This window comes from Uliginosibacterium sp. 31-16, assembly GCF_030730865.1.
Lineage (GTDB): Bacteria > Pseudomonadota > Gammaproteobacteria > Burkholderiales > Rhodocyclaceae > Uliginosibacterium.
In genome coordinates this window covers 527,148-551,047 of sequence record NZ_JAVALZ010000003.1, presented here as the reverse complement: position 1 = coordinate 551,047, position 23,900 = coordinate 527,148, and the positions used below count along the sequence as shown (strand labels likewise).

Annotated in this window: 17 protein-coding genes; 8 read left to right on the top strand and 9 right to left on the bottom strand. The window is 63.0% G+C overall.

Annotated elements, in window-relative coordinates; genetic code table 11:
- The first annotated feature begins 69 nt into the window (after window positions 1-69).
- The 3 genes from Q9Q94_RS14285 to Q9Q94_RS14275 all read left to right on the top strand — a co-directional run bounded on the left by Q9Q94_RS14285 (window position 70) and on the right by Q9Q94_RS14275 (window position 4,947).
- Entirely contained in the window at window positions 70-789 is a 720-nt protein-coding gene (locus Q9Q94_RS14285; RefSeq protein WP_305980782.1) for a pseudouridine synthase, read from the top strand.
- 84 nt (window positions 790-873) lie between these two features.
- A complete protein-coding gene (locus Q9Q94_RS14280) occupies window positions 874-2,778 on the top strand; it encodes a pseudouridine synthase (protein WP_305980781.1) in 1,905 nt (634 codons plus the stop codon).
- A 105-nt stretch (window positions 2,779-2,883) separates the two neighbouring features.
- The gene (locus tag Q9Q94_RS14275) at window positions 2,884-4,947 is read left to right on the top strand and encodes a YCF48-related protein (protein ID WP_305980780.1); all 2,064 of its coding nucleotides are present in this window, start codon (window positions 2,884-2,886) and stop codon (window positions 4,945-4,947) included.
- Window positions 4,948-5,295: 348 nt separating this feature from the next.
- Here the strand turns inward: Q9Q94_RS14275 and Q9Q94_RS14270 are convergent, their stop codons facing one another.
- Window positions 5,296-5,997, bottom strand: coding sequence for a pectate lyase (locus tag Q9Q94_RS14270; RefSeq protein WP_305980779.1), 702 nt, complete (start codon window positions 5,995-5,997; stop codon window positions 5,296-5,298).
- On the opposite strand from Q9Q94_RS14270, the gene Q9Q94_RS14265 reads away from it, so the two are divergent.
- The 4 genes from Q9Q94_RS14265 to Q9Q94_RS14250 all read left to right on the top strand — a co-directional run bounded on the left by Q9Q94_RS14265 (window position 5,996) and on the right by Q9Q94_RS14250 (window position 11,093).
- A complete protein-coding gene (locus tag Q9Q94_RS14265; RefSeq protein ID WP_305980778.1) occupies window positions 5,996-6,160 on the top strand; it encodes a hypothetical protein in 165 nt (54 codons plus the stop codon). The two genes, Q9Q94_RS14270 and Q9Q94_RS14265, sit on opposite strands and share 2 nt — an antisense overlap.
- 559 nt (window positions 6,161-6,719) lie before the next feature.
- Window positions 6,720-8,450, top strand: coding sequence for a DUF1800 family protein (locus Q9Q94_RS14260; RefSeq protein WP_305980777.1), 1,731 nt, complete (start codon window positions 6,720-6,722; stop codon window positions 8,448-8,450).
- Window positions 8,451-8,654: 204 nt separating this feature from the next.
- Complete coding sequence (locus Q9Q94_RS14255; protein ID WP_305980776.1) at window positions 8,655-10,046, top strand: DUF1501 domain-containing protein; 1,392 nt, start codon at window positions 8,655-8,657, stop codon at window positions 10,044-10,046.
- A gap of 291 nt (window positions 10,047-10,337) precedes the next feature.
- The gene (locus Q9Q94_RS14250; RefSeq protein WP_305980775.1) at window positions 10,338-11,093 is read left to right on the top strand and encodes a TerC family protein; all 756 of its coding nucleotides are present in this window, start codon (window positions 10,338-10,340) and stop codon (window positions 11,091-11,093) included.
- Window positions 11,094-11,151: 58 nt separating this feature from the next.
- Here the strand turns inward: Q9Q94_RS14250 and Q9Q94_RS14245 are convergent, their stop codons facing one another.
- From Q9Q94_RS14245 to Q9Q94_RS14210, 8 genes are all read right to left on the bottom strand, one after another.
- A complete protein-coding gene (locus Q9Q94_RS14245; protein ID WP_305980774.1) occupies window positions 11,152-12,762 on the bottom strand; it encodes an NAD(P)/FAD-dependent oxidoreductase in 1,611 nt (536 codons plus the stop codon).
- 293 nt (window positions 12,763-13,055) lie between these two features.
- The gene (locus tag Q9Q94_RS14240) at window positions 13,056-14,651 is read right to left on the bottom strand and encodes a GDSL-type esterase/lipase family protein (protein ID WP_305980773.1); all 1,596 of its coding nucleotides are present in this window, start codon (window positions 14,649-14,651) and stop codon (window positions 13,056-13,058) included.
- Window positions 14,652-15,170: 519 nt separating this feature from the next.
- On the bottom strand, window positions 15,171-16,406 hold the full coding sequence (locus Q9Q94_RS14235; protein ID WP_305980772.1) for an MFS transporter: 1,236 nt from the start codon (window positions 16,404-16,406) through the stop codon (window positions 15,171-15,173).
- A 218-nt stretch (window positions 16,407-16,624) separates the two neighbouring features.
- Complete coding sequence (locus Q9Q94_RS14230) at window positions 16,625-18,256, bottom strand: B12-binding domain-containing radical SAM protein (RefSeq protein WP_305980771.1); 1,632 nt, start codon at window positions 18,254-18,256, stop codon at window positions 16,625-16,627.
- 6 nt (window positions 18,257-18,262) lie between these two features.
- Entirely contained in the window at window positions 18,263-18,760 is a 498-nt protein-coding gene (locus Q9Q94_RS14225) for a heme-degrading domain-containing protein (protein WP_305980770.1), read from the bottom strand.
- A gap of 175 nt (window positions 18,761-18,935) precedes the next feature.
- A complete protein-coding gene (locus Q9Q94_RS14220; RefSeq protein WP_305980769.1) occupies window positions 18,936-19,838 on the bottom strand; it encodes an alpha/beta hydrolase in 903 nt (300 codons plus the stop codon).
- A 75-nt stretch (window positions 19,839-19,913) separates the two neighbouring features.
- The gene (gene recN / locus Q9Q94_RS14215) at window positions 19,914-21,590 is read right to left on the bottom strand and encodes a DNA repair protein RecN (RefSeq protein ID WP_305980768.1); all 1,677 of its coding nucleotides are present in this window, start codon (window positions 21,588-21,590) and stop codon (window positions 19,914-19,916) included.
- A gap of 101 nt (window positions 21,591-21,691) precedes the next feature.
- Window positions 21,692-22,576, bottom strand: a complete 885-nt coding sequence (locus tag Q9Q94_RS14210) for an NAD kinase (RefSeq protein WP_305980767.1) — start codon at window positions 22,574-22,576, stop codon at window positions 21,692-21,694.
- Between the two features lie 239 nt (window positions 22,577-22,815).
- Here Q9Q94_RS14210 and hrcA point away from each other — a divergent pair, with 239 nt between their 5' ends.
- Window positions 22,816-23,844 carry a heat-inducible transcriptional repressor HrcA gene (gene hrcA / locus Q9Q94_RS14205; protein WP_305980766.1) on the top strand — a complete coding sequence of 343 codons (1,029 nt, stop codon included), beginning with the start codon at window positions 22,816-22,818 and terminating at the stop codon, window positions 23,842-23,844.
- The last annotated feature ends 56 nt before the right edge of the window (window positions 23,845-23,900 follow it).

Here is a 23,900-nt window from a genome sequence, read left to right as displayed (position 1 = left end):
ATTGACGCAACAGGCACGGGCGAAGTGCGATAATCCGCCCCCTTTACCTGCTTTTTCCTGCCTCCTTCAATGCAACTCGACAGAATTCTCCAGTCTCAGGGCTTCGGCTCCCGCAAGGAATGCCGGGCACTGGTCCGCGACGGCGAAGTGAAGATCGGCGGCGTGGTCGCCACTGATCCCTTCGCCGAGTACGACGAAAACGGTTTCACTTTCGAAATCGGCGACTGGGAGTGGGAATATTCCGCCAAGGTCTACATTGCGCTCTACAAGCCGGCGGGCTACGAATGCTCGCACAAGCCCAAGCACAACGACAGCGTCTACATGCTCCTGCCCGACCCGCTGGTGGCACGCGACGTGCAAAGCGTCGGCCGGCTGGACGTGGATACCACCGGGCTCCTGCTGTTCTCGGACGACGGCCAGTTCATTCACGCCATCTCCAGCGCCAAACGTCAGGTCACCAAAAGCTACCGCGCCACCACCAATCAGCCCGTGGAAGACGCACAGATCGAAGCGCTGCTCACCGGCGTGAAGCTCTACGACGACAACGAACCGATCCATGCCCTCGAAGCCCGCAAGAGCGGTGACAAGGAAATCGAGCTGGTCATCGACCACGGCCAGTATCACCTCGTCAAACGCATGATCGCCGCCGCCGGCAACCACGTGGATGCCCTGCACCGCTACGCCGTGGGCGCACTGTCGATGGAAGACGGCTCACTGCCGGAGCTGGAGCTGGAAGACTGGTGCTATCTGCGCCCGAAGCATCTGGAGTTGCTGGGTTACAAACCCTGAGACTCACTCCGTAGCCCGGACAAGCAAAGCAGCGTCCGGGAATCCGGCTACGCTTAAAAATTACCTCTGAAGAAAATCAAGACCATGGCTGACGACAGCAAGCGCTCCAAACTTTCCCTGCCCGCCAGAGCAGCCGATGCACCCAGCGATGAAGTCCGCAAACGCGCGCCGCTGCGTGGTTCGAGCAAACCGCGCGCGCCCGGTCCCGGCCGGCACCGCGCCTTTGACGAAAGCGCTCCGGGCGCCGAACGCCCCGCCCGCGAAGGCCGTCCCGGCGGTGACCGCCCACGTCGCGATGGGGATCGCCCGTCTTTCGGAGAGCGTCCGCGGCGTGATGGAGATCGCCCGTCCTGGGGGGATCGTCCGGCACGGCCGAGTGGCCCGCGTCGCGAAGAAGACCGCACACCCTTCGGTGACCGTCTGCCGCGCGAAGAATTCCGTGGCGGCGCAGGGCGTGGCGAGGAGCGTCGCCCCGCATTCAACCGCGATGGCGAGCGCCCATCGCGCAACGGAGATCGTCCACAGCGCAGCGCAGAGCGCCCCAGCTACCGCGACAACGGTGAGGATCGCCGCTTCAGCCCGAACGACAAGCCGCGCTTTGAAGGCGCACACGGCTCGAATCGCCCTGCATTCGGCGAGCGGACCAAGCGCCCGGCCTTCCGTGAAGGCGGCGAGCGTCGTCCCGAGGGACGCAACTTTGACGAACGTCGCCCCTACGGTGATCGTCCGCAACGTGACGGGGATCGCCCTGCACGCCCGGCTTTTCGTGATGACAATCGTCGCCCCGAAGGTCGCAACGCTGAAGAGCGTCGGCCCTACGGCGAACGCTCGCAACGTGAAGGCGACCGCCCGCGCTACGACAACGATCGTCCGGCAACGCGTCACGAAGGCGATCGCCCGGCGTTTGGTGAGCGTCCGGCGCGCCCGGCATTCCGTGACGACAATCGTCGCCCGGCAGGCCGCAGTTTCGAGGAGCGCCGCCCGAGCGCGGAGCGCCCGCGGCGTGACGAAGCACCGCGCAGCTACGGCGAACGCCCGCGCCGCGACATCGAACGCGACGGCCCGGCACCGGCCCCGACTTTCGGCGACGACCAGATGCCCGCCGCGCCGCGCGGCAGCAGCTTCGGTCGCAGCCGCGCAGAGCCACGCGAGACTCAGACCAGCGATGCCCCGCAAGCCGCTCCCAGCAAGCCTCATCGGCCAGCCCCTCCGGAGAGCTTTGCCAACAGGCGCTCTGCAGACACCCCGGCTGATCAGCCAGGCGCAGTGCGGCTCTCCAAGCTGATGGCCGAAATGGGTCTGTGCTCGCGCCGCGAAGCCGATGACTACATCGAGCGTGGCTGGGTCAAGGTAGACGGCGAGGTGATCGACGAACTGGGCAGCAAGGTGCTGCCGCACCAGCACATCGAGCTGCTGCCGGTGGCCGAAGAAATCCAGTTGCGCCGCATCACGATCCTGATCAACAAGCCCATCGGTTACGTCTCCGGGCAAGCGGAAGACGGCTACGAGCCGGCCGCCGTGCTGATCACGCCCGAAAATCACTGGACCGACGATCCGACCCGGCGCCGTTTCGAGAGCCGAGTTGTGCGCAAGCTGGCTCCGGCGGGTCGTCTGGATATCGACTCCACGGGTCTCCTGGTGCTCACGCAGGATGGCCGCGTCGCCAAGCAGCTGATCGGCGAGACCAGCGAGGTGGAGAAGGAATATCTGGTGCGCGTGGAAGGCGAGCTGTCGCAGGAGGGCATGCGTCTGCTGCATCACGGCCTGGAGCTGGACGGCGTTGAACTGCAGCCCGCCAAGGTGAGCTGGCAGAACGAGGACCAACTGCGCTTCGTGCTGCAGGAAGGCCGCAAGCGCCAGATCCGCCGCATGTGCGAGCTGGTCGGCCTGAAGGTCGTGGGCCTCAAGCGCATCCGCATCGGCAAGATCCCGCTGGGCAAACTGCCGCTGGGCCAATGGCGCTATCTGGGCGAGCACGAGAAATTCTGAGCTGCGTTCCGGCGGGTCTGATGACTCGCCGGAACGTGCTGCAGGCGCACAGCGCAGCTGCGCAGATCAGGGGATAATCGGGGCTTTCCGGCTCCGATCCTTACCATGCGTCGACTTGCCCGTCTCGGACTGCTCGCCAGCCTGTTCTGCAGCGCATCCCATGCTGCCGAAGCGCCGCACTGGCGGTTTGAAACCAGCAACGCCAATCTCTTCGTCAGCGCCAGCGATCCGGTTTGCCGGACCACGGTTGTCGCTGGCAGCGACGGCGCGATCCTGCTCTCACGCGACGCCGGGCTGCACTGGGCGCCAGTCGGCGGCCTGAATACATCCAGCATTGCCAGGATCATCCACGACGCGACGCGCAAGCAATTCATCGCCGTCGGTGCCGACAGCAATGTCCTGCGCTCCACCGATTGCGGCGCAAGCTGGCAATCGGTAGCGATTCCTGCAGACGTCAGTCTGCGCACTCTCGTGCTGGCCGACGCGCAGCGTGGCTTGCTGATTGCAGCAGGCGAGCGTGGCACGATCCTGCGTTCAGACAACGGTGGTCACAGTTGGCAGGTGCTCGTCAGCGGTGCAGGCTACATCGGGCACATGCTGCAGCACACGCGCAGCGGCAGCCTGATTGCGGGTGGCGAAAAAGGCCAGCTTCTGCGCTCGACCAACGCGGGAGCCCGCTGGCAAGCACTGCGCACGCCAGCCATTGGAGACATCACCCAACTGGCTGAGTTGCAGGACGGCCGCCTGCTGGCAGCCACCGCCAGCGGCCAGATCCTGCATTCCAGCGATACAGGCCTGCACTGGCAGACAGCCCGCATCGCGCCCACTCCCACGCCTGCCGTCATCAACTCGATCGCGCAATCACCGACAGGCCGGATCGTCGCCGTCACGGCGGATGGGCGCGCCCTGACTTCCAGCGACAAGGGGCTGCACTGGGCCTGGGTGGAAACCGGCAGCAAGGTCTTTCTGTCGAACGTTCTCGCGCTGCCTGATGGTGAATTCATTGCGGCTGGCGCCGCAGGCAGCTTCCTGCGCAGCACGCAAGGCGGACTGCACTGGCAACTCACCCGCATGTCCACGCAGCAGGAGTTCGAATCCATCGCCCGCCTGCCCGGCGGGCAGCTGCTCGCCCCCGCCGGTGGCGGCGTCATCGCGCGCAGTGAAGACGAGGGCAAGAGCTGGCAACTGGTACGCAGTGGTCTGAACAAATACACCCACGCCATCGCGGCAGCGCCGGACCAGAAAGTCCTGATTGCCGTGGGCGTCAATGGGCATCTGGCCAGATCCGTCGATGACGGGCAAAGCTGGGACCCGGCAGAGGCTCCTGAAAACGTCTATTTCTTCACCGCGCTCCATCATCCGCAAAGTGGTGCTTTTGTCGCCGCGGGCTCCATGGGGCACGTCATGCGTTCCACCGATGGCGGGAAGACCTGGACCGGTGGTTCCGTCGCCGGCGAAGGCACGATCGGCCAGCTCAGCCTGCTCGGCAACGGACGCATCCTGGCTCTGACGACCGACAAAGGCATCCTGTATTCGGACGACGGTGGCAGCACCTGGCAGGCGAGCGATGCGGATCGGGATACGATCTGGCTGTCGGTCGCCGAAGCGCCGCAAAGCGGAATACTGATCGCAGCCGGCCGCGAGAACACCCTGGCACGCAGCACCGACGGTGGCAAGACCTGGAGCAAGCAGCCCGGCGATTTAGCCAATGGCATCGTGAAGCTTCGCCACATCGACGGCGTGTTTCTCGCTGCCGGCAACGAAGAAGGTGCCATCCTGCGCTCAACAGATGAAGGACAGAGCTTCACCCGCATCCTACTGCCCGTTTTCACCACGATCAATGATTTCTCGGGAATTCCCGGTCAGAGCGGTGGCGTTCTCGCTCTGGGCAGCAAGGGCAAGATCCTGCGTTCGACCGATCTCGGCCTCCACTGGGAAACGACAAGCACGCCCGGTGCGGAAACCTTGCGCACGGTTGTGCATGAGCCTGCCAGCAACAGCCTGCTGGTTGCCGGGCGCGGTGGCCCGCTGCTGCAGTCGCAGGATCTGGGCCGCAGCTGGCAGCCCGCCAGCGACGCATCATCCTCGCGCTACACGGGTGGCTGGCGCAATCCGGCGACCGGCAGTGTACTGTTCTGGGGTGACCGCATCCTGCGTGTGACACGCTGAAGCTCTAGCCGCACCCCTCTGCGCGTCCTGCTGCACCGTTTGAAGCCCCATCCCCCATCCACAAGGTGCGCCCGCGAGCCACACATCGGCATCCTTTATCCCTGTCTGCATGCCGCACTCCAGACGCTGGTGCAATCATCCATGGCTCACGTGCATGGCGCCTCGGGGCGAAGCCAGGCACAGAGACCGAGAGTCGTTGAAAAGGCAGACGACGCGGCATCGCACCAACGCCTCCATGCCTTGCGAACGCGCCTGATGATCAGGAATGGGCAAACATGCTCGCCGGGCACCAGAATGAAAAACGGGCGCCGAAGCGCCCGTATCTTTCAAAACAGTTTGCGAAGCGGATCAGTATGCCGTCACGTCAGAAGTCGAGACGTTGCAAACCGAGGTATTCCACTTTTCGCCGATCTTCGGCGATTCAGCGCTACCGTTCTTCTCGATCCCCTTGTACTCGACGCAAACAGCCGGGCTGCCAGACTTGTAACCCTTGATCTGCAGCTTGCGGATGGTCACCACGTCACCGTAGTTGCCGTTGGCACCGGCGATCGAACCAGCCTTACCGACCTTCACGTTGTTCAGCGTCAGCTTGCGCGGGCCGCCGTTGTTGGTGCAGTTACCGCAGGAACGCCAGACCTTGCCGGTATCCACGATGTAGGAATCCTGCAGAACGGTCAGGCTGTTCTTGCTGTTGTGCTGCAGCGCCTTGTCGGTCGCGCCGGCGATGATGACGTTCTTGACAGTCATCGTTGCGCCCGAACCCAGGTTCGAAGCAGCATCTTCGCAGGTATCTTCCCAGTAAACGTTCTGGATCGTGCAGGAGCCCTTGCAATGCACACCATCCGAACCCGGGGTGCCGCCAGCGATGATGACATCCTTCAGCGTTGCACCCTCTTCAAGGATGAACACCGGAATCTGGCCTTCGCTGGTGCAATTGCCCACGGAATTCTTCACACCGACGCGCTGATTGCCATAGCTCTTGGTCGTGCCAGCCGGAATCGTGGTGGTGCCGCTGTTGGTGACAGTCGAAGTGGCCGACGGGATGGTCATGTTGATCGTGCCCGTGCCACCTGAAGAGGAGGAAGAGCTGCTGGAGCTCGAACTGGACGACGAGGAGCTTGAGCTGGATGAAGAGCTGCTGGAAGACGAAGAGCTGGACGAAGAGGAGCTGGATGCTACAGGCCCCACTGAGCACCAAGCCGAGCTGGCGTAGCTATTGCTCGGGAATGCCGAGCCTGAACAGGCAAAGTTGCCGGTCTTGGTGGCGTAAACAAACGAGCCCGCCTTGCCCAGTGCCACTGTATGGGTGCCCGACATCGTGCAGGTTGCCCCGGTGTTCTGCGCACATTTGGTATAGCCGGACGGGTAGTCAGTCGCTGCCTGCACACCGGATACCAGCAAAACGGCGGCTGCGCCACCGATAATCTTGCGAATCATGAATTTGTCTCCTCACACGGAATTTCGGGAAAGTCCCGGATTCTGCTGCCGTTCGTTGTTATGGCTTGCCAGAAAATAAAGTAAGACAAAATCCTACAAATAAAGTCAGACAAGTGCCTGCAAAATAGAGAAACCGTTTTCCCATGTCAACGTCTTTCAATGGCGCAACGCAATAAACGAAAGTCTTAAGAAGACTGGTTTGTTCAGACGGGTTAATAATGGTTTCGGTAACATAGAATTTATTGTTCCGGGGGGATAACCCCTACTTCTTTCGTAGCCCCGAAAGCATCAATCATCACGTTACAGCCAACAGGACTTATCGAAGAGGCGGCGCCATGCCATTGCAACGACCGGGTTTGTATTGCGCGTTCTTTCTGCTGGCAGCCTGCTCCAGCACTCCGGAGCACCCGGTCGATAGCTGGGCCTACCCAGCGCAGCCCCATGCACTCAAACGCCCATTCATTTCACCTGGACCCAATTACCAGACGCCCTCCCTCGTCGAGGCTTCGCGCTTTCTGCAGCAAGCCAGTTTCGGCCCGACGCAAGCAGAAATCGACGCGCTGAGCCGCAGCAACTACAAAGCCTGGCTCAAAACCCAGTTTGCCACGCCACAAACCCTGTTCCTGCCGGAAGTCGAACCCGAGCACGCAAAACTGGCCAAGGGCCAGAACCTGCGCCAGGAGCTGTTCTTCCGCCTGTTCTGGAAGAACGCCGCCACGGCACCGGATCAGTTGCGCCAGCGCGTAGCTTTCGCTTTGTCCGAGATCTTCGTGGTCTCCTTCGAAGGCCAGCTCGACGTGAAGATCCGCGGCATGGCGTCGTATTACGACATGCTCGGGCGCAATGCTTTCGGCGACTTCCGTACGCTGATCGAGGAAGTCAGTCGGCATCCGATGATGGGCGTCTATCTTTCGCATCTGAAGAACCAGAAGGAAGATCCGGCCAGAGGGCGCGTACCGGACGAGAACTACGCGCGTGAAGTGATGCAGCTGTTCACCATCGGCCTGCATGAACTGAATCCGGATGGCACACCCAGGCTCAGGAACAGCCAGCCCATCGAGACCTACAGCAACGAGGACATCACGGGCCTCGCCAAGGTGTTCACCGGTTTTTCCTACGGTGGCCCCGGCGACACTGACGCCCACTTCAACAATCAGGGGCGCGAACCGCGCTGGGACATCCTGCCCATGAAGGGCTACCCGAAATTCCATTCCGCCAGCGAGAAGAAATTCCTCGGCGTCACCATCCCGCCGCAGACGCCGGCCAATCCGGAAGGTGATCTGAAGATCGCGCTTGATCGCCTGTTCAATCACCCCAACGTCGGCCCCTTCTTCGGCAAGCAGCTGATCCAGCGGCTGGTGACGAGCAACCCGAGCCCGGCCTATGTCGAGCGTGTGGCCCGTGCCTTCAACGACAACGGCGCCGGGGTGCGCGGCGACATGCAGGCGGTAATCCGCGCCGTGCTGCTCGACCCGGAAGCGCGCCAGCCGCCACCCGATGCCAGCGGCAAACTGCGCGAACCGATCCTGCGCCTGTCCCAGTGGCTGCGGGCCTTCAATGCCACTTCGATTTCGGGCGAGTTCCGCATCCCGAACACCGACAATCCGGGTTTCTCGTTGGGACAAAGCCCGCTGCGCGCCTCTTCCGTGTTCAATTTCTACCGACCGGGCTTCATGCCTCCCGGTACCGGGATCGCCCGGCAGAACATGGTCGCACCAGAGATGCAGATCGTCTCGGAAAGCGCGGTGGCCGGCTACGCCAATTTCATGCAGACCGCCATCGAGGCCGGCGTGGGCCGGGTGGAAGCCGGCAAGCGCGACGTGCAACCCGACTACAGCGCGCAGATGGCCATCGCCGACAAACCTGCGCAACTCGTCGAGCAACTTGATCTGCTGCTCACCGGACAGCGCCTGTCCGCCGCCAGCCGCACGCGCATCAACGAGGCCGTGGCGAGCATCGCCCTGCCCGCCAACAATCCGCAGGCGGCGGAAAATGCCCGGCGCAACCGCGTCAAGCTCGCCACCTTGCTGATCATGGTGTCGCCCGAATATCTGGTGCAGAAATGACAAGCCGCCTGCGGCTTCCTGCCTCCAACCAAACCGTTCGTGCCGAGTGGCGCGAAGCGCTGTATCGAGGCAAAGGCTTTGGCCATCCCCCGCCCTCGATACACCGCGCTTCGCGCGGCACTCGGGCCGAACGGCTTGCGAAGCTCTGCGTTCTCACCTCCGCTTACTTACGAAGACCACCCGCAAGCTTATGAGGAGCCCGCCATGCAAGCCTCCCGTCGTGAATTCCTGCGCCACGCCGGCGCCTTGAGCCTCCTGCGTGCGGCGGGACCGCTCGGTCTGCAGCTCGCCGGCATCGGTGCTGCCGCAGCAGCCACCCAGCCGGATGATTACCGCGCCATCGTCTGCCTGTTCATGTACGGGGCGAATGACGGCCATAACACCGTCATTTCGCTGGATAGCGAGGCCTACAAGACCTACGCCGCCGCGCGCAGCGTCATCGCCCTGCCCCGCGAGGCGCTTCTGGCCTTGCCCACGGAGCAGGCCAGCCGGACACCCGCGTTGAGCCTGCATCCCGAGCTAGGTCCCTTGCAGAGCCTTTATCAGCGCGGCTCTGCAGCTATCCTCGCCAACGTCGGCCCGCTCGTCGTGCCGATCAAGGACGCCGCCACCTTCAAGGGCACGAACATCGCACGCCCGCCGAAACTCTTTTCGCACAATGATCAGCAGGCCATCTGGCAGGCCTTCTCGCCGGAAGGCGCGAAGATCGGCTGGGGCGGGCGCATCGCCGACCTGCTCGCTGCCCAGAACGGCAAGCATCTGTTCACCGCCATCTCGGCCGCCGGCAACGCCGTCTTCCTGGCCAGCGACAGGACCATCCAGTACCAGATCAGCAACAGCGGCGCGATCGGCTTCAACCGCACGAACGCCGGCAACATCTACGGCTCGGCCAAAGGCGCCGAAGCCCTGCGCGCACAGATCGCCGCCGCGCAAGGCGATCTCTTCGGCCAGGAATACGCTACCGTGGTCAATCGCAGCATCGAGGCGCACGGACTCGTTTCCGCAGCACTCGCCCGGCTGCCCGAAACCGATCCGCGCGTAGCGCTGCCGCCGGAGCTGGCGCAGGACAAACTCGCCCAGCAGTTGCGCATCGTGGCGCGCATGATCGGCGTGCGAGATGACGAGAACATTCAGCAGCGGCGCCAGATATTTTTCGTCTCACTCAACGGCTTTGACACCCACGATCACCAGCTCGACAAGCAGGGCGAACTGCTGCGCAGCGTGGCGCAATCCATCGCGTACTTTCAGGACGCCATGGCAGAGCTTGGCGTGGCCGACAAGGTCACAGTGTTCACCGCCTCGGATTTCGGCCGAGCCCTGCTCAGCAACGGCGACGGCTCGGACCACGGCTGGGGCAGCCACCATTTCATCGTCGGTGGCGCGGTCAAGGGCGGGCGCGTCTACGGCCAGTTCCCGGACATCGCCCTGAATACCGCCACCGATGTGGGCAACGGGCGCCTGCTGCCCACCACTGCGGTCGATCAATACGCCGCCACGCTGGCGCGCTGGATGGGGGTGCCTGAACGCGACCTGCCGCTGGTGCTGCCCAACATCGGCAACTTCGCGACGAGCGATCTGGGTTTCATGCAGGCCTGATGAGCGTAACCGGCCCTGCGGGCGGGAGGCGGGAAAGGCGCCGGAATCCCCCGGAATTCACGCAGAAAAGCCAAACTGCCGCTGCCTGAATACCCGCATCCAGCAAGGATTCCCGGGAAGGCATCGCGGAGAACGCCGCCGGAAGCGGGTCTGCAGCATGCCTCTGCGGGAAGGCCGCTGCAGGCGGCCCCGGCATGCCTCTTTTTCTTCTGCGGTAAACCCTGCTCATGCAGTTGAACTTCGGCGAAATGCGCTAGTCTGACGCTCTTCGTACAAAACCCGGATTTCATCATGTTTGAATGGCTTGCAGACCCGAATGCCTGGATCGCCCTCGCCACGCTCACCGCGCTGGAGATCGTGCTCGGCATCGACAACATCATTTTCATTTCCATCCTCGTCGGCCGTGTCGAGGAATCCCGCCGCAATCTGGCGCGTCGTCTGGGCCTTGGTCTGGCGATGATCAGTCGCATCCTGCTGCTGCTGTCGCTGGCCTGGATCATGAAACTCACCGATCCGCTGTTTGCCGTGTTCGGCCAGGAAATCTCCGGGCGCGACATCATCCTGATCGTTGGTGGTCTGTTCCTGCTGTGGAAGAGCGTGCATGAGATTCACGGCTCGCTCGAAGGCCAGGAAGAGCACCACGACTCAGGGGCTGCCGCGCGTGCGGCGTTTGGTGCCGTGCTGCTGCAGATCGCGGTGATCGACATCGTGTTCTCGCTCGATTCGGTCATCACCGCCGTGGGCCTGGTCGATCAGGTCGGGGTGATGATCGCGGCCATCCTGCTGTCGGTAGCGATGATGATGTTCGCCGCCAAGCCGATTGGCGACTTCGTCGATGCAAACCCGACCATCAAGATGCTGGCCTTGAGCTTCCTCGTGATCGTCGGCATCACCCTGATTGCCGAAGGCTTTGGCACGCATATCCCGAAGGGCTATGTGTACTTCGCGATGGCCTTCTCGCTGGGCGTGGAAATGATCAACATCCGCCTGCGCAAGAAGACCGAGCACCGTCTGCGCCTGATGAAGGAAATCCCCGGCGAAGACTGAAAACAGCCGCCCACACATGCCCGGAGACCCGCGCCCAGCGCCGCTTTCCGGGCTTTTTTTATTGGGCTTCGAGGATGCTCAGGGCCACCGCTTCGGCGACTTCGATGCCATCCACCGCCGCCGACAGGATGCCGCCGGCGTAGCTCGCACCTTCGCCTGCCGGATACAGGCCGCGCGTGTTCACGCTTTGATAATCCGCCCCGCGCCGGATACGGATCGGCGAGGAGGTACGCGTCTCGACCCCGGTCAGCACCGCATCCGGCATGTCGTAGCCACGGATCTGGCGGGCCAGCGCGGGAATCGCTTCGCGCAAGGCAGTGATGGCGTAATCGGGCAAGGCGGTCGCCAGATCGGTGAGCGTCACGCCGGGCTTGTAGGACGGCTCAACCTCGCCGAGTTTCGTCGATGGCCGCCCGGCGAGGAAATCGCCGACAAGTTGCGCCGGGGCGTTGTAATTGCGCCCGCCCAGTTCGAAGGCGCGGCTTTCCCAGTGGCGCTGGAAATCCATCCCGGCCAGCGGATTCTCGGGATAGCCGGGAAAATCCTCGGGGTTGATGCCGACAACGATGCCGGCATTGGCGTTGCGTTCGTTGCGCGAATACTGGCTCATGCCGTTGGTGACGACGCGCCCTTCTTCCGAAGTGGCCGCCACCACCGTGCCGCCCGGGCACATGCAGAAGCTGTAGACCGAGCGGCCGTTCTTGCAGTGGTGCACCAGCTTGTAATCGGCTGCACCCAGAATCGGGTGGCCGGCCGCCGCGCCGTAGCGGCACTCGTCGATCAGGCTCTGCGGATGTTCGATACGAAAGCCGATGGAGAAAGGCTTGGCTTCGATATGCACGCCGCGCCCGTGCAGCATCTGGAAGGTGTCGCGCGCGCTGTGGCCCACCGCCAGCACCACATGCCGGCTGGGCAGGTATTCGCCATTCACCTGCACCCCGCGCACGCCGCCGTCTTCGATCACGATATCTTCGACCCGGCTCTCGAAACGGATCTCGCCACCCAGCGCGATGATCTCGGCGCGCATCTTCTCGACCATGCCAACGAGGCGGAAAGTGCCGATGTGCGGACGATTGATCCACAGGATCTCCTCCGGCGCCCCCGCTTTCACGAACTCGGCGAGCACCTTGCGGCCGAGAAAACGCGGGTCCTTGATCTGGCTGTAGAGCTTGCCGTCGGAAAAGGTGCCGGCCCCGCCCTCGCCGAACTGCACGTTCGATTCCGGGTTGAGCTTGTTCTTGCGCCACAGGCCCCAGGTATCCTGCGTGCGTTCGCGCACGGCCTTGCCACGCTCCAGCACGATGGGCCTGAAGCCCATCTGGGCCAGCGTCAGCGCAGCAAGAATGCCGCAGGGGCCGAAACCGATGATAATGGGTCGCTCACTCAGACCGGCAGGTGCCTGTGCCACGAAGCGGTAGCTCATGTCCGGCGTGCGCGTGATGTGCGGTACATCCTGCAGACGCGCCAGAACGGCCGGCTCGTCACGCAGTTCCACGTCCACCGTGTAGATCAGTTTGATGTCGCTGCGCTTGCGCGCATCCGGGCTGCGCTTGAACACGCTGTAGCGCAGCAGCTCGCTGGCGTTTGCGTCAAGTCGCGCGAGAATCGCCGCGTGCAGGGCAGCATCGTCATGGTCGAGGGGCAGCTTGATTTCGGTGAGGCGCAGCATGGCGTAATCCAGAAAAAACACAGGCAAACCAGCCGTCCAACCGGTTTCGCCAAGGGCCGCCATGTTAACAGAGCCATCCGGTTTTCGTGACACGGGCTTGTGCCCGACACGATCAACCTTGGAGAGCCGCATGCAGCGGAGCTCTTCAGGCAGCCATCCAGCGCATCAAGGTCTGGCGAGCCTTTCCAGCATGCCTGCCTGCAAACCAAGGCGGGAGGCGGCTCTGCAGGCAGGCGTAAAAATGCCCGGCTGGCGGCAGCCGGGCAAAAAGAGACACGGCGACGCCGCAGAAATTATTTCAGCAGCGCGGCCCAGGCCTTGAGTGCCGGGGTTTCCTTGATGCCCTGCGCGACCATGCCGGCCACGGCTTCGGCACCCTTCTGCTGGAAGTGGGTGGTATCCGGCTTGTCGAAAGTGCCCGCACTCTGGGTGGCATACCAGGGCCAGGTCTTGAAATCTCCCACGGCCAGCCAGTAATCCTTCCAGTCCTTTTCGTGTGCATTCGCAAAGGCGATGGTTTTTGCCTCCAGATCAATCAGCGGCACGCTGTTGGCAGTGGCCGTGTCCTTCACTGTGCGGCTGTAGTCGCCGATGAAGGCAAAACCCTGAGTCGCATTCTGGCTGGTCATGTGTTGCGGCACGACCGGGAAGCCCGGCTTGCGATCCTTGTTCCACACCCGGGTGGTCGGCGTCAGCATCACCGGCATGGCGCCCGCAGCGCGGGCCAGCTCGATGTAGCGCTCCAGTGATTTCTGGAAGCTCATCTCCGGCTTGCCAACCGGGAACTGCGACTTGCCATTCACATCGTTCGGGTAGGAACACAGGCCCGCCACGTCGGCCGGGCCACGATCCTTCTTGGTCGAATCGCAGTTCTGGTCGTTATGGCCATGATTGATCAGCACCAGATCGCCCGGCTGCATGAAGCGCGCCATCTGCTGGTACCAGGCACCCATGTAGAAATCCTTGGAGCTGCGCCCGGCACGCGCCGCGTTCAGCACCTTCACACCGGCATCGACCTTGAATTCGTTCTCGAACACCTGCCCCCAGCCCATGCGCGGCAAGCGCTGCAGCTCGTAGGTGGCGGCAGTGGAATCGCCCACCACCAACACGCGCACTTTCGCGGACTTGATCGCCGCCAGTTCGCGCTGGGCACGGGCAAAATCCAGCGGCTCGTAAGGACCAGAACCATTCAGGCCCACGATGGGGCGGAAGCTGATGTCGGTGAGCACCGTGTAGGCGGATTCGCTGGTCGGGTTGTCATAGTTACGGTTGTGGTTCACCACCTCCAGCACCGCATCCACACCCTGGCGGTTAGCCGCCATCGGCGTGCTCACGGCATCAAATTTCTCGACATCGTCCACCCCGGCCGCCTTGAGTGCCGCGCCGAATCCGGCCATGGAAGTCTTCTTGGCTGCCGCCACGGCTTCCGGCGTGATGCCAGCGGTCTTGCCGCTATCGACCAGCTGCTGCGGGCCGATGAATTTGAGCTGCACGGCCACGTCGGACACGATGCGGTCGGTGATCGGATTGATATTGGCGACGTTGCTGCCAGCGCCCAGGCTGGTCAGCACGGAAGACAGGCAGCGCGCCCGCAACGTGGCGTTATAACGGCAATTGGTATTGCTGCCGGCTTCGATGGCCGAAATCAGCAGCGGCGCACTCAGGCCTTCGGCGTTGATCGCGTAGGCGCCTTTTGCATCCGCCACGGCGGTTTTCTTGACGCCCCTGGCATCCACCACCGTCACCGTGGCATTCGCCAGCGGGCCGCCAATGGCAACAACGCCGCTGATGCTCGGACCACTGCCCAGACCGGGTGAGGCACACCCCGCCAGACCAAGAATAGCAGCGGACACGGACAGGGCCAGAAGATTACGACGGGTGATTGTCATGCGGGAGACTCCGGAAAATGAGTGCTCACAGCATAGCGTCCGGCAGAATTCCGGACTTGATGGGGATTGCGGTTCTTCCATGGCAGCCAGCTGCACGGAGAACGCTTTAGCTGAGCGGATGACAGACATCAGCTTCAATGCCTGCCACCCGACTGCAGCAACGCACGACTCGAAAGAATGTGCGTTTTGTTGCCTGTCTCCGGACTCCTTTTGTGCTGCCTTGGCGTCGCGTCTTCTTATGTGAAACTGAAAAACAATGTGACTTATTTCACAGTTCCGGAACGGAAAATAGCAGTTGATCGAGACTTTGTGAATGTTTTGTGTAGGAATTAATCCTACACACTGACCAATGGCATCTCTCAAGCAATCACCGGCACACGACAAGCTGCAAGGCAGCCACCAGAAGCTGGCAACGAGCTGTTGTTTGTCATGCAAATGCTTCCCCAGCCTTCGTCCAGTCAGGAAAGAAGGGCTGAATTCCGGTTTGCCCATACCACAAGGAATGCCCTGTCTGCCGCCTCAAACCGTATGGGGAGCCGTGTTTCGCAGCACCTTAGCCTCCCGGATCGGCAGATTCAGCACGGCTGCCAGAGCGGCCAGTACGATGTCTGCCCACCACATCGGGGTGAAACAGCCCCAGCGCGCCAGCGCCAGCCCGCCCAGCCAGGCACCGAGAAAACCGCCGGTCTGGTGCGATAGCAGGGTCAGACCAAAGAGCGTGCCCAGGTGTCGGTTGCCGAACAGCTTGCTGACCACCCCCGCCGTCGGCGGTACAGTGGCCAGCCAGGTGAAACCGAGCCCGGCGGCAAACAGGTAGAAGGTCAGTTCGGTCTTGGGCGCAGCCAGATAGACAAGGATCAGCACGGCGCGCGAGCCATACATCCAGAACAGCACCATCTTGCTGCGGTAGCGCTGCACCGCCCAACCTGCGGCAATGCTGCCGAAGATGTTGGACAGCCCGATGATACCCAGCGTCCAGCTCGCTACGCCGGCCGGCAAACCGCACAGACTTACCTCGCCGGGCAGGTGCGTCACCAGGAAAGCGATATGGAAACCACAGGTGAAGAAGCCGGCGTGCAGCAGAAGATAAGAGCGATCCTGGAGTGCGCGCCGCAGCACGCAGGAGAGCCGCTCCGCGCCTGTCTCTGCAGCATGGGTGACTGAAGAGGCAATGCTGACGGGCTTCTTCAGCACGCGTACCAGTGGCAGCGCACACAAGGTAATGGCTGCCAGCGCCCACAGCGCCCCCATCCAGCCGGCGAGCAGAATCAGCCCCTGCACCACCGGCGCAAACACGAACTGGCCGAAACTGCCGCCCGCATTGATGATGCCCGAGGCCATGCCACGGTGATTCGCCGGGATGCGCAGGGCCACCGCGCCGATCAGCACCGAGAAACTGCCCGCACCGGAACCCGCCGCCATCAGCAGGCCCAGCGTCAGGCTCAGGCCGAAGGTCGAGTGCATGAAGGGCGTCAGAGCCAGCCCGGCGGAGAGAATGAACAGGCCAGCCACCAGCACCCGGCCAGGCCCGTAGCGATCCGCCACCGCCCCCGCCACCGGCTGCACCGCGCCCCACACGAACTGCCCGACAGCCATGGCCAGACTGATGCTCGCCACCCCCAGACCGGTCGCCGTATTCAAAGGCGACAGAAACAGCCCCAGCGACTGACGTGCGCCCATGGTGGTCGCCAGCATCGCCGCAGCGGCAAGAGCCAGCAGCAGCCAGGCGGGGAAATTCTTGTCGTTTTCGTTCATGGGGAAAAACCTGCGTGGGGACGCGCAAGGTTCGCAGAGCCTTGCAAACAGCGCAAGCGCAGGGACGCGTTTCACGCAGAGAGCATGGTGTGATCATGCTCGAACGCCCTGCTGAAGAGCGGCGCCCCGTCTGACTCTTCAGACACCCCATCTGAAAACCCAGGCCCAACATGGCGTTTCAGATAGCCTGCCTGAAGAACCCGGCGGGATGCGGCTCTTCAGCCCGCCTCGCTAGACGCTACAGATTGCGCGGGAAGCAGATCGAGCTGCGAAGGCTTCACCCGCCGCGACACCTTGATCTCTGCCGGCGCCATCGCGGCCAGCGCATCGGCCTGCAGCTCCGCCGAAAGCGACGCACGCAGTCCCTGTGGCTGGCGCGGGTGGAGCGGGAAGTCAGACTTCATGCTCTCGAGCTCGGCCTTGTTGGCGTGAAAGTAGCGCGCGGCCTGCACCAGTTTCGGCACATTCTTGAGCAGATGCCACAGGCTCCAGCGGTGCTCCCACAGACGCCCGGCAAAGCGGCGGTGGTAAGCCTTGCTGTTATAGAAGCGCTTGACGTGCCAGTTGTAGAGCGCATCCATCTCTTCGCGCGAGGAAAAACCATTCGGCTTGAAGACGAAGTTCAGGCAGTTCATCAGGCGCCAGTCCTCGACGAAATCGCCCTCCTTCCCGCTGACGCACTCCTCCCATAGCGGTGCGCCGTAGAGCGGACTGAACTTGGTCATGTTCATGTCGTCCAGATCCAGCGAGAGGACGAAATCGCTGGTGACCTTGACGGTTTCCGGCGTCTCGCCAGGCAGGCCGAAGATGAACAGCCCCTTGGCGCGCAGGCCGGCGGCGTGGATCTTCTCCACCGTCTCGCGCACCGCTTCCAGGCTCACGCCCGCCTTGTGGCGCGCCATCATGGCAGGGTCGGCAGACTCGATGCCCATCGACACCATCAGCGCACCCGCGGCCTTGAGCTGGCGCAGCATCTCGTCAGAGGTGTGGCCGGTGCGGATCGCGCAGTTGAAATTCATGCCCAGCGGCTTCTCGATGAGCAGGCGGCACAGCTCGTCGACGCGCCTCTTCTGGGCGGTAAAGAGATCGTCGTAGAAATTGATGTGGCGCACACCGAAGCGGTCGCGCAGATGCTTCATGTGATCGTAGATGTACTGCGCGGAATTGACCTTGTAGAGCCGCTCGAACACCGTGCGGTCGCAGAAGGAGCAGGTGTAGGGGCAGCCGCGCGAGGTGATCATCGTCGCGCCCCAGCGCTGGGCGTAGGAGAACAGCGGCAGGTGGTAGCCCTGCGGGAAGCCATCGAGCTTTTCCCAGGCGGGGAAAGGCAGCTCATCAAGATCCTTGATGCGGTCGCGACGCGGGTTGGTAACGATGCGCTCACCCTCTCGCCAGACGAGATTGCCGATGTCTTTCAGCGCCACGCCTTCGGCAAGGTCCAGCATGGCGCCCTCGCCTTCACCGATGGTCAGGTAGTCGATCTCGGGGAAGTGCTCCAGCAGTGGTGCGCCAATGGACGAGGCGTGCACGTTGCCGAAGGCAATACGGATGTGCGGAGCTTTGACGCGAATGGCCGCTGCCATGTCCACCGCATCCATGAAACCGGAGGTGGTCGCGGAGAAGCCGACCAGCTCGGGCCGGGTGGCGAGGATGCGCTCGACATTGGCCGTACAGCCACGCGGGGCGTTCGGCCCCAGGCAATCGTGCACGGCGGTGGGGTGGCCATGCTTCTCCAGCCAGGAAGCCAGTTGCAGGATGCCGATGGGCGCCATGCGGTTGGCCAGCACGGTGAAATCCGGCTGGCCCGGTACGAAGTTGAAACCAGCCGGATGGACCAGGGTGATGCGCATGCGGCTTTACTCGGCGGCCAGAGCCAGTTCGCTGATCGACTCCCCGAGCATGCCGGCGATGATCTCGACGATGAAGCCATGATCGTCACGCGCCGCCAGGCCGGATACGCCGACAAAGCCGACCACGCCGGTGCCCTTCACACGGATCGGGAAGCCGCCACCCGCGCCGACAAAATCCGCCAGCGGGATGCCGTAGCGCTCCACCAGCGTCATGCCGCGCTTTTCCATGCTCAGGCCCACGGCGTAGGAGCTTTTGTGGAAACGTTCGACCACGTTGCGCTTGCGGCGCAGCCAGTCAGCGTTGTCCGGCGAGGTGCCGGGCAGCGCGCTGTAGAAGAGCGGAAAGCCGAACTGCCGGACTTCGATGGCGATTCTGTAACCGCGTGCGACGGCGGCTGCGCGCAAGGTGTTGCCCAGCGCCCAGGCCGTGTCTGCATCAAAAGCGGGAAATTGCAGGCGTTCTTCCTGTAGGGCAAGTTGGGCAATGTCCTGATCGAGTGCCATGGTCAAACCTTTCGCGTTGAGTACGTTGATGTCAGAGGCTGTTCACGATCTGTAGCGAGAGGCCGTCAGCAGGGTGAAGAGCAGCACAGGAACCGGAGTTTATGTTGATAAATGAGGATTCCGAGCAGCGCATGAGCCCTGATCATGGCCTCGCAGCAAGATCATGAACAGCCTCTCAGGCCTGCCGATAACCGTGCACGCGCAACCAGTCGGCAAACAGATCGGTCCAGCGTTCGACCGGCTTTCCCCGCGCCAGCCGGATGCCATGCCCGTGGCCGCCGCTTTCGAAGACATGCAAAGCGGCCGGAATGCGCTTGTGATGCAAGGCGTTGTACAGATAAACAGAATTCTCCACCGGCACCGAAGCATCATCCGCCGCATGGCAGATGAAGCACGGAGGCGTGTCCAGACCCACCTGCTCTTCGCAGGACCAGGCTTTGACCAATGCTTCGTCCGGCTCGACTCCCAGCAGCTTTTCGCGCGAACCGGGGTGCGCCCAGCGCGCATCCATGCTGATGACCGGGTACAGCAGTGAGACGAAATCCGGCCGGGCCGAAACAGCATCCACCTCGTCGACCGGCGCGTACACAGGCTTGGCGAAGAGGGTAGCCAGAGAACCAATCACATGGCCGCCCGCCGAGCAGCCCATCGCGCCAAGCTTGTCCGGCGCCAGTTTCCAGGCCGCGGCATTGGCACGCACCAGCCGCAACGCGCGCTGCGCGTCCTGCAGCGGAACCTCCGAACGATTGGCATGACCTTCGCCGGGCAAGCGGTACATGAGCAGGAATACGGTGATGCCGAAGGTGTTGAGCCACTCGGCGATCTCGATCCCCTCCTTGTCGAGAACCACACGGATATAGCCGCCGCCGGGGGCGAGCACGATGCTCGTGCCATTCGGATTGGCCGGCACATAGGCCGTCAGATACGGACGCCCGATACCGGTGACGGCACGATCCAGAAAAGCGCGGGTATCCGGGCTGCGCTCTTCAATGGTTTCGGTCAGTTCGACGCCATTTGAGCCGGGCGGCACGTCAGGCCACAAGGGAATCTGCTGCAGGTGGGTAAGACTTTGCATCATGGCAAACCATTCAAGGAATAAATCAGGGGCGTCAGTATCAAGGAAGCCAGCAGTGCGTGTTTGATCGCAATTGCTCTATCCGGCCCCGTGCGCGCCCAACAACTCGGCAGCATGACTGCGTGTCGTTTCGGTGATGTTGACGCCACCCAGCATGCGGGCGATTTCTTCGATGCGGCACTCGTCATCCAGATCAATCAGCCGCGAGAAAGTACCCGTCGCCGTTGTTTCCTTGAGCACGCGCCACTGCCAGTTGGCCTGTGCAGCGACTTGCGGCAAGTGAGTGACGCACAGCACCTGGCGCGCGCTGCCCCGCTTGTTACCCAATTCACGCAAGCGCCGGCCGACCATTTCCGCCACGCTGCCGCCAATGCCGGAATCCACCTCGTCGAAAATCAGGGTCGGTGTGGATTGCGATTCGGATGTGATTACCTGGATGGACAGGCCGATCCGCGACAGTTCGCCGCCGGAGGCCACCTTGGCCAGCGGCCGCAAAGGCTGATGCGGATTGGCGGCGACCTGGAATTCAATGCGCTCGAAGCCGACGGCAGAACCCTCGGGTTCCGCCAGCAGGGCAATTTCAAAGCGTCCACCCGCCATGGCCAGTTCCTGCATCGCCGCCGTGACCGCCGCACCGAGCTCTCTGGCAGCTTGCGCGCGCCCTGCCGAAAGGCGTTGCGCCTGCACGCTGAAGGCTTTGTGAGCCGCCGCCTCGCGCGCCTGCAACGCAGCGGGGTCCGCCAGTTCGGCGAGACTCGCCAGGCGCCCGGCAGATTGCTCCAGCAACTCCGGCAAGCCGTCGGGCTGCACACGATATTTGCGCGCCAGATTCACCACGGCTTCGATGCGCTGCTCGGCCTCGTTCAGGCGCGCCGGATCCAGATCCACCCTGTCGCGATAACGCCGCAAGGCGTGACTGGCCTCATCCAGGCGAATGGCTGCATCGGAAACCAGTTCGGCAATCTCGCCAAGACTGCTGTCGTAGCTGGACAGCTCACTGAGCTTCGCGGCGATGCGTTCGGCCTCGCTGCCCAGCGGCGCTTCGCCTTCGCTGATTGCTTCGAGCGCCATCTCGGCGCCTTCCAGCAGCGACGCGGCATGGGCCAGACGCGCGTGCTCGGCATTCAGCGCGTCCCAGTCCGCCGCGGTAAACGCCAGATCCTGCAGTTCCTTGACCTGATGGGCCAGCAGATCACGCTCGTGCTGCAGGGCTTCCATGCCTTTTTCGGCTTCCTCGCGCGCACGACGGGCAGCCTGCCAGTCACGCCACAGACTGGCGACCTCCTTTGCCAGCCCGCGCAGACCTGCATGTCCATCCAGCAGCTCGCGTTGCGCATCGGCCCGCAGCAGCGCCTGGTGAGCGTGCTGACCATGAATGTCGGCGAGAAAGTCGCCCAGTTCGCGCAACTGGGTGGCCGTCGCCGGCGTGCCGTTGATGTAGGCCCGCGAACGCCCGCCTGCGTCCACCACGCGCCGCAGCAGCACGCCTTCGTCGGCAGACAGGTCATTGGCGTGCAGCCAGGCGTGGACAGGAGAGTCGGCGGAGATGTCGAATTCGGCAGCCAGGTCGGCCTTGTCACACCCCGTGCGGACCACGCTGCCCTCGGCCCGCTCGCCCAGCAGCAGCGACAAGGCATCGAGCAGGATGGACTTGCCCGCCCCCGTCTCGCCGGTCAGCGCGCCAAAACCCGCGCGAAAATCCAGCTCAAGGCGATCTACCAGTACGAAATCCTGAATCAGCAAACGACGCAGCATGAACTAAGTCCTGAAAAATTCGGTCATCCCGGCAAAGACCGGAGATGCCCTCAGCCTGAATGTGTTGTCGTGTAATGAGCGCTACGTTGGCAATGCCCGTCTCAGGACAGATGCGGCAGTGCGCTCCAGTGCAGTTTCTCGCGCAGCACGGCGAAATAGCTGTAGCCCTCGGGGTGCAGCAGGGTCACCCCTTGCAGGGAACGCACGACGCGCAAACGATCCCCCTCGCGGGCTTCAAACAAGGTCTGTCCATCGCAGTGCACGACCGCGTCACGCGAGCCCAGAATGACCAGTTCCACCGCACTGTCCTGCGCCAGCGCCAGCGGTCGATAGGTCAGCGCATGCGGGCACAGGGGCACCAGCACGATCCCCGCCAGACGCGGGTGCAGGATCGGCCCGTTGGCCGACAGCGCGTACGCCGTGGAGCCCGTCGGGGTGGCGATGATCATGCCGTCGGAGCGTTGCGAATAGATGTATTCGCCATCCACGTGCAATTCGAATTCGATCATGCGGCCGATCTCGCCGCGCGAGAGCACGATGTCGTTCAAAGCCATGCCGGAGTGGACACAGGCGCCCTCGCGCCATAGCTCGACTTCGAGCAGGGAACGACGCTCACGCAGATACAAGCCATCCAGAATCTCGCCAACACGAATCAGCATCTCGTCGTGCGGCACATCGGTCAGGAAGCCCAGCCGGCCCTGGTTCACGCCGATCAGCGGCAAGGTATGCCCCGCCAGGGTGCGCGCGGCAGTCAGCATGGTGCCGTCGCCACCCATCACGATCACCAGATCGGCACCTTCACCAATCTCGTCAAAGCTGGCTACCCGCACCGGACCAGCGTGGCCCACGGACTGCGCCGTTTCGGCCTCCAGCCAGACTTCAAGCCCCCTGCCCTGCAGAAAACCCGCCATGCGTGACAAGGCCTCGGCCACATCCGCGCTCTGATATTTCCCGACAAGGGCAACGATCCGGAATTCCTCGCTCATGGCCCGGGATTAAACCACAGGCGGGGGGATTTGTTTCTGCAGGAACAGCTTCCCGTCGCGAAGGCCCCCGCGGCAGGACGCCGCACCTGCAGAAACCGGGGTCAAGCATCAGCCTGCCGAAGACCCGCATCAAGCGGACTTCTCCCGGCACACCCTTCGCAGAGGCAGATACAGAGCGCCTTTTCGGGCAGATCACATCCCACTCCCCACTGTGCCCGCCCTGCCTTTACAATCCCGTCATGCCGCAACTTGATCAACGCGCCCAACTCCTTCTGAAAACGCTCGTCGAGCGCTACATCGCCGAAGGCCAGCCTGTCGGCTCGCGCGTACTCTCCAAGCAGTCCGGCCTGGAGCTGTCACCGGCAACGATCCGCAACGTCATGTCGGATCTGGAAGAGCTGGGCCTGATCGCCAGCCCGCACACCTCGGCCGGGCGCATCCCCACCGCACGCGGCTATCGCCTCTTCGTCGATACCTTGCTGACCGTCAAGCCGCTGGCCCAGACCGAAGTCCGCGAACTGCAGCACCACATCCACCCGGATGAACCACGCCGCGTGCTGAGTGCAGCGTCCAGCCTGCTCTCCGAGCTGACCAGCTTCGCCGGCATCGTCGCCGCGCCGCGCCGCGAAGCCACCAAGATCCGCCAGATCGAATTCGTCAGCCTGTCAGAAACACGGGTATTGCTGATCATCGTGACCATGAGCGGCGACGTGCAGAACCGCATTCTGTTCACCCAGCGCCCCTACTCCGCATCCGAACTGGTCACGGCAGCCAATTACCTGAATCACCACTGCGCCGGCCTGGCCTTCCACGAAATGGTCGGCCATCTGCGCAGCGAACTCGTCCAGCTGCAGCAGAACATGACCGAGCTGATGTCCGCCGCCATCACGGTTGGTCAGGAAGCAATGGAAGCGCAGAACGAGAGTTACCTGATTTCCGGCGAACACAAGCTGCTGGAAGTGGACGACATCTCGTCCAACATGAACCGCCTGCGCGAGCTGTTCCGGATGTTCGAGCAGAAATCCGGGCTGGTGCAGCTGCTCGACATTTCCAACCGTGCCGAGGGCGTACAACTCTTCATCGGCGGCGAATCCGGCATCAGCCCGCTCGACGAATGCAGCGTGGTCACCGCGCCGTATGAAGTCGATGGCCAGATCGTCGGCACCGTTGCCGTGATCGGACCGACCCGGATGGCCTATGAGCGCGTGATCCCCATCGTCGACATCACGGCGCGGCTGCTGTCGAGCGCCTTGTCGAACAACACGTAAAGATTTTGCAGGCAGGTCCTCCGACAAGCCCAGGAGAGCCTTCAGCCCAACGCCCT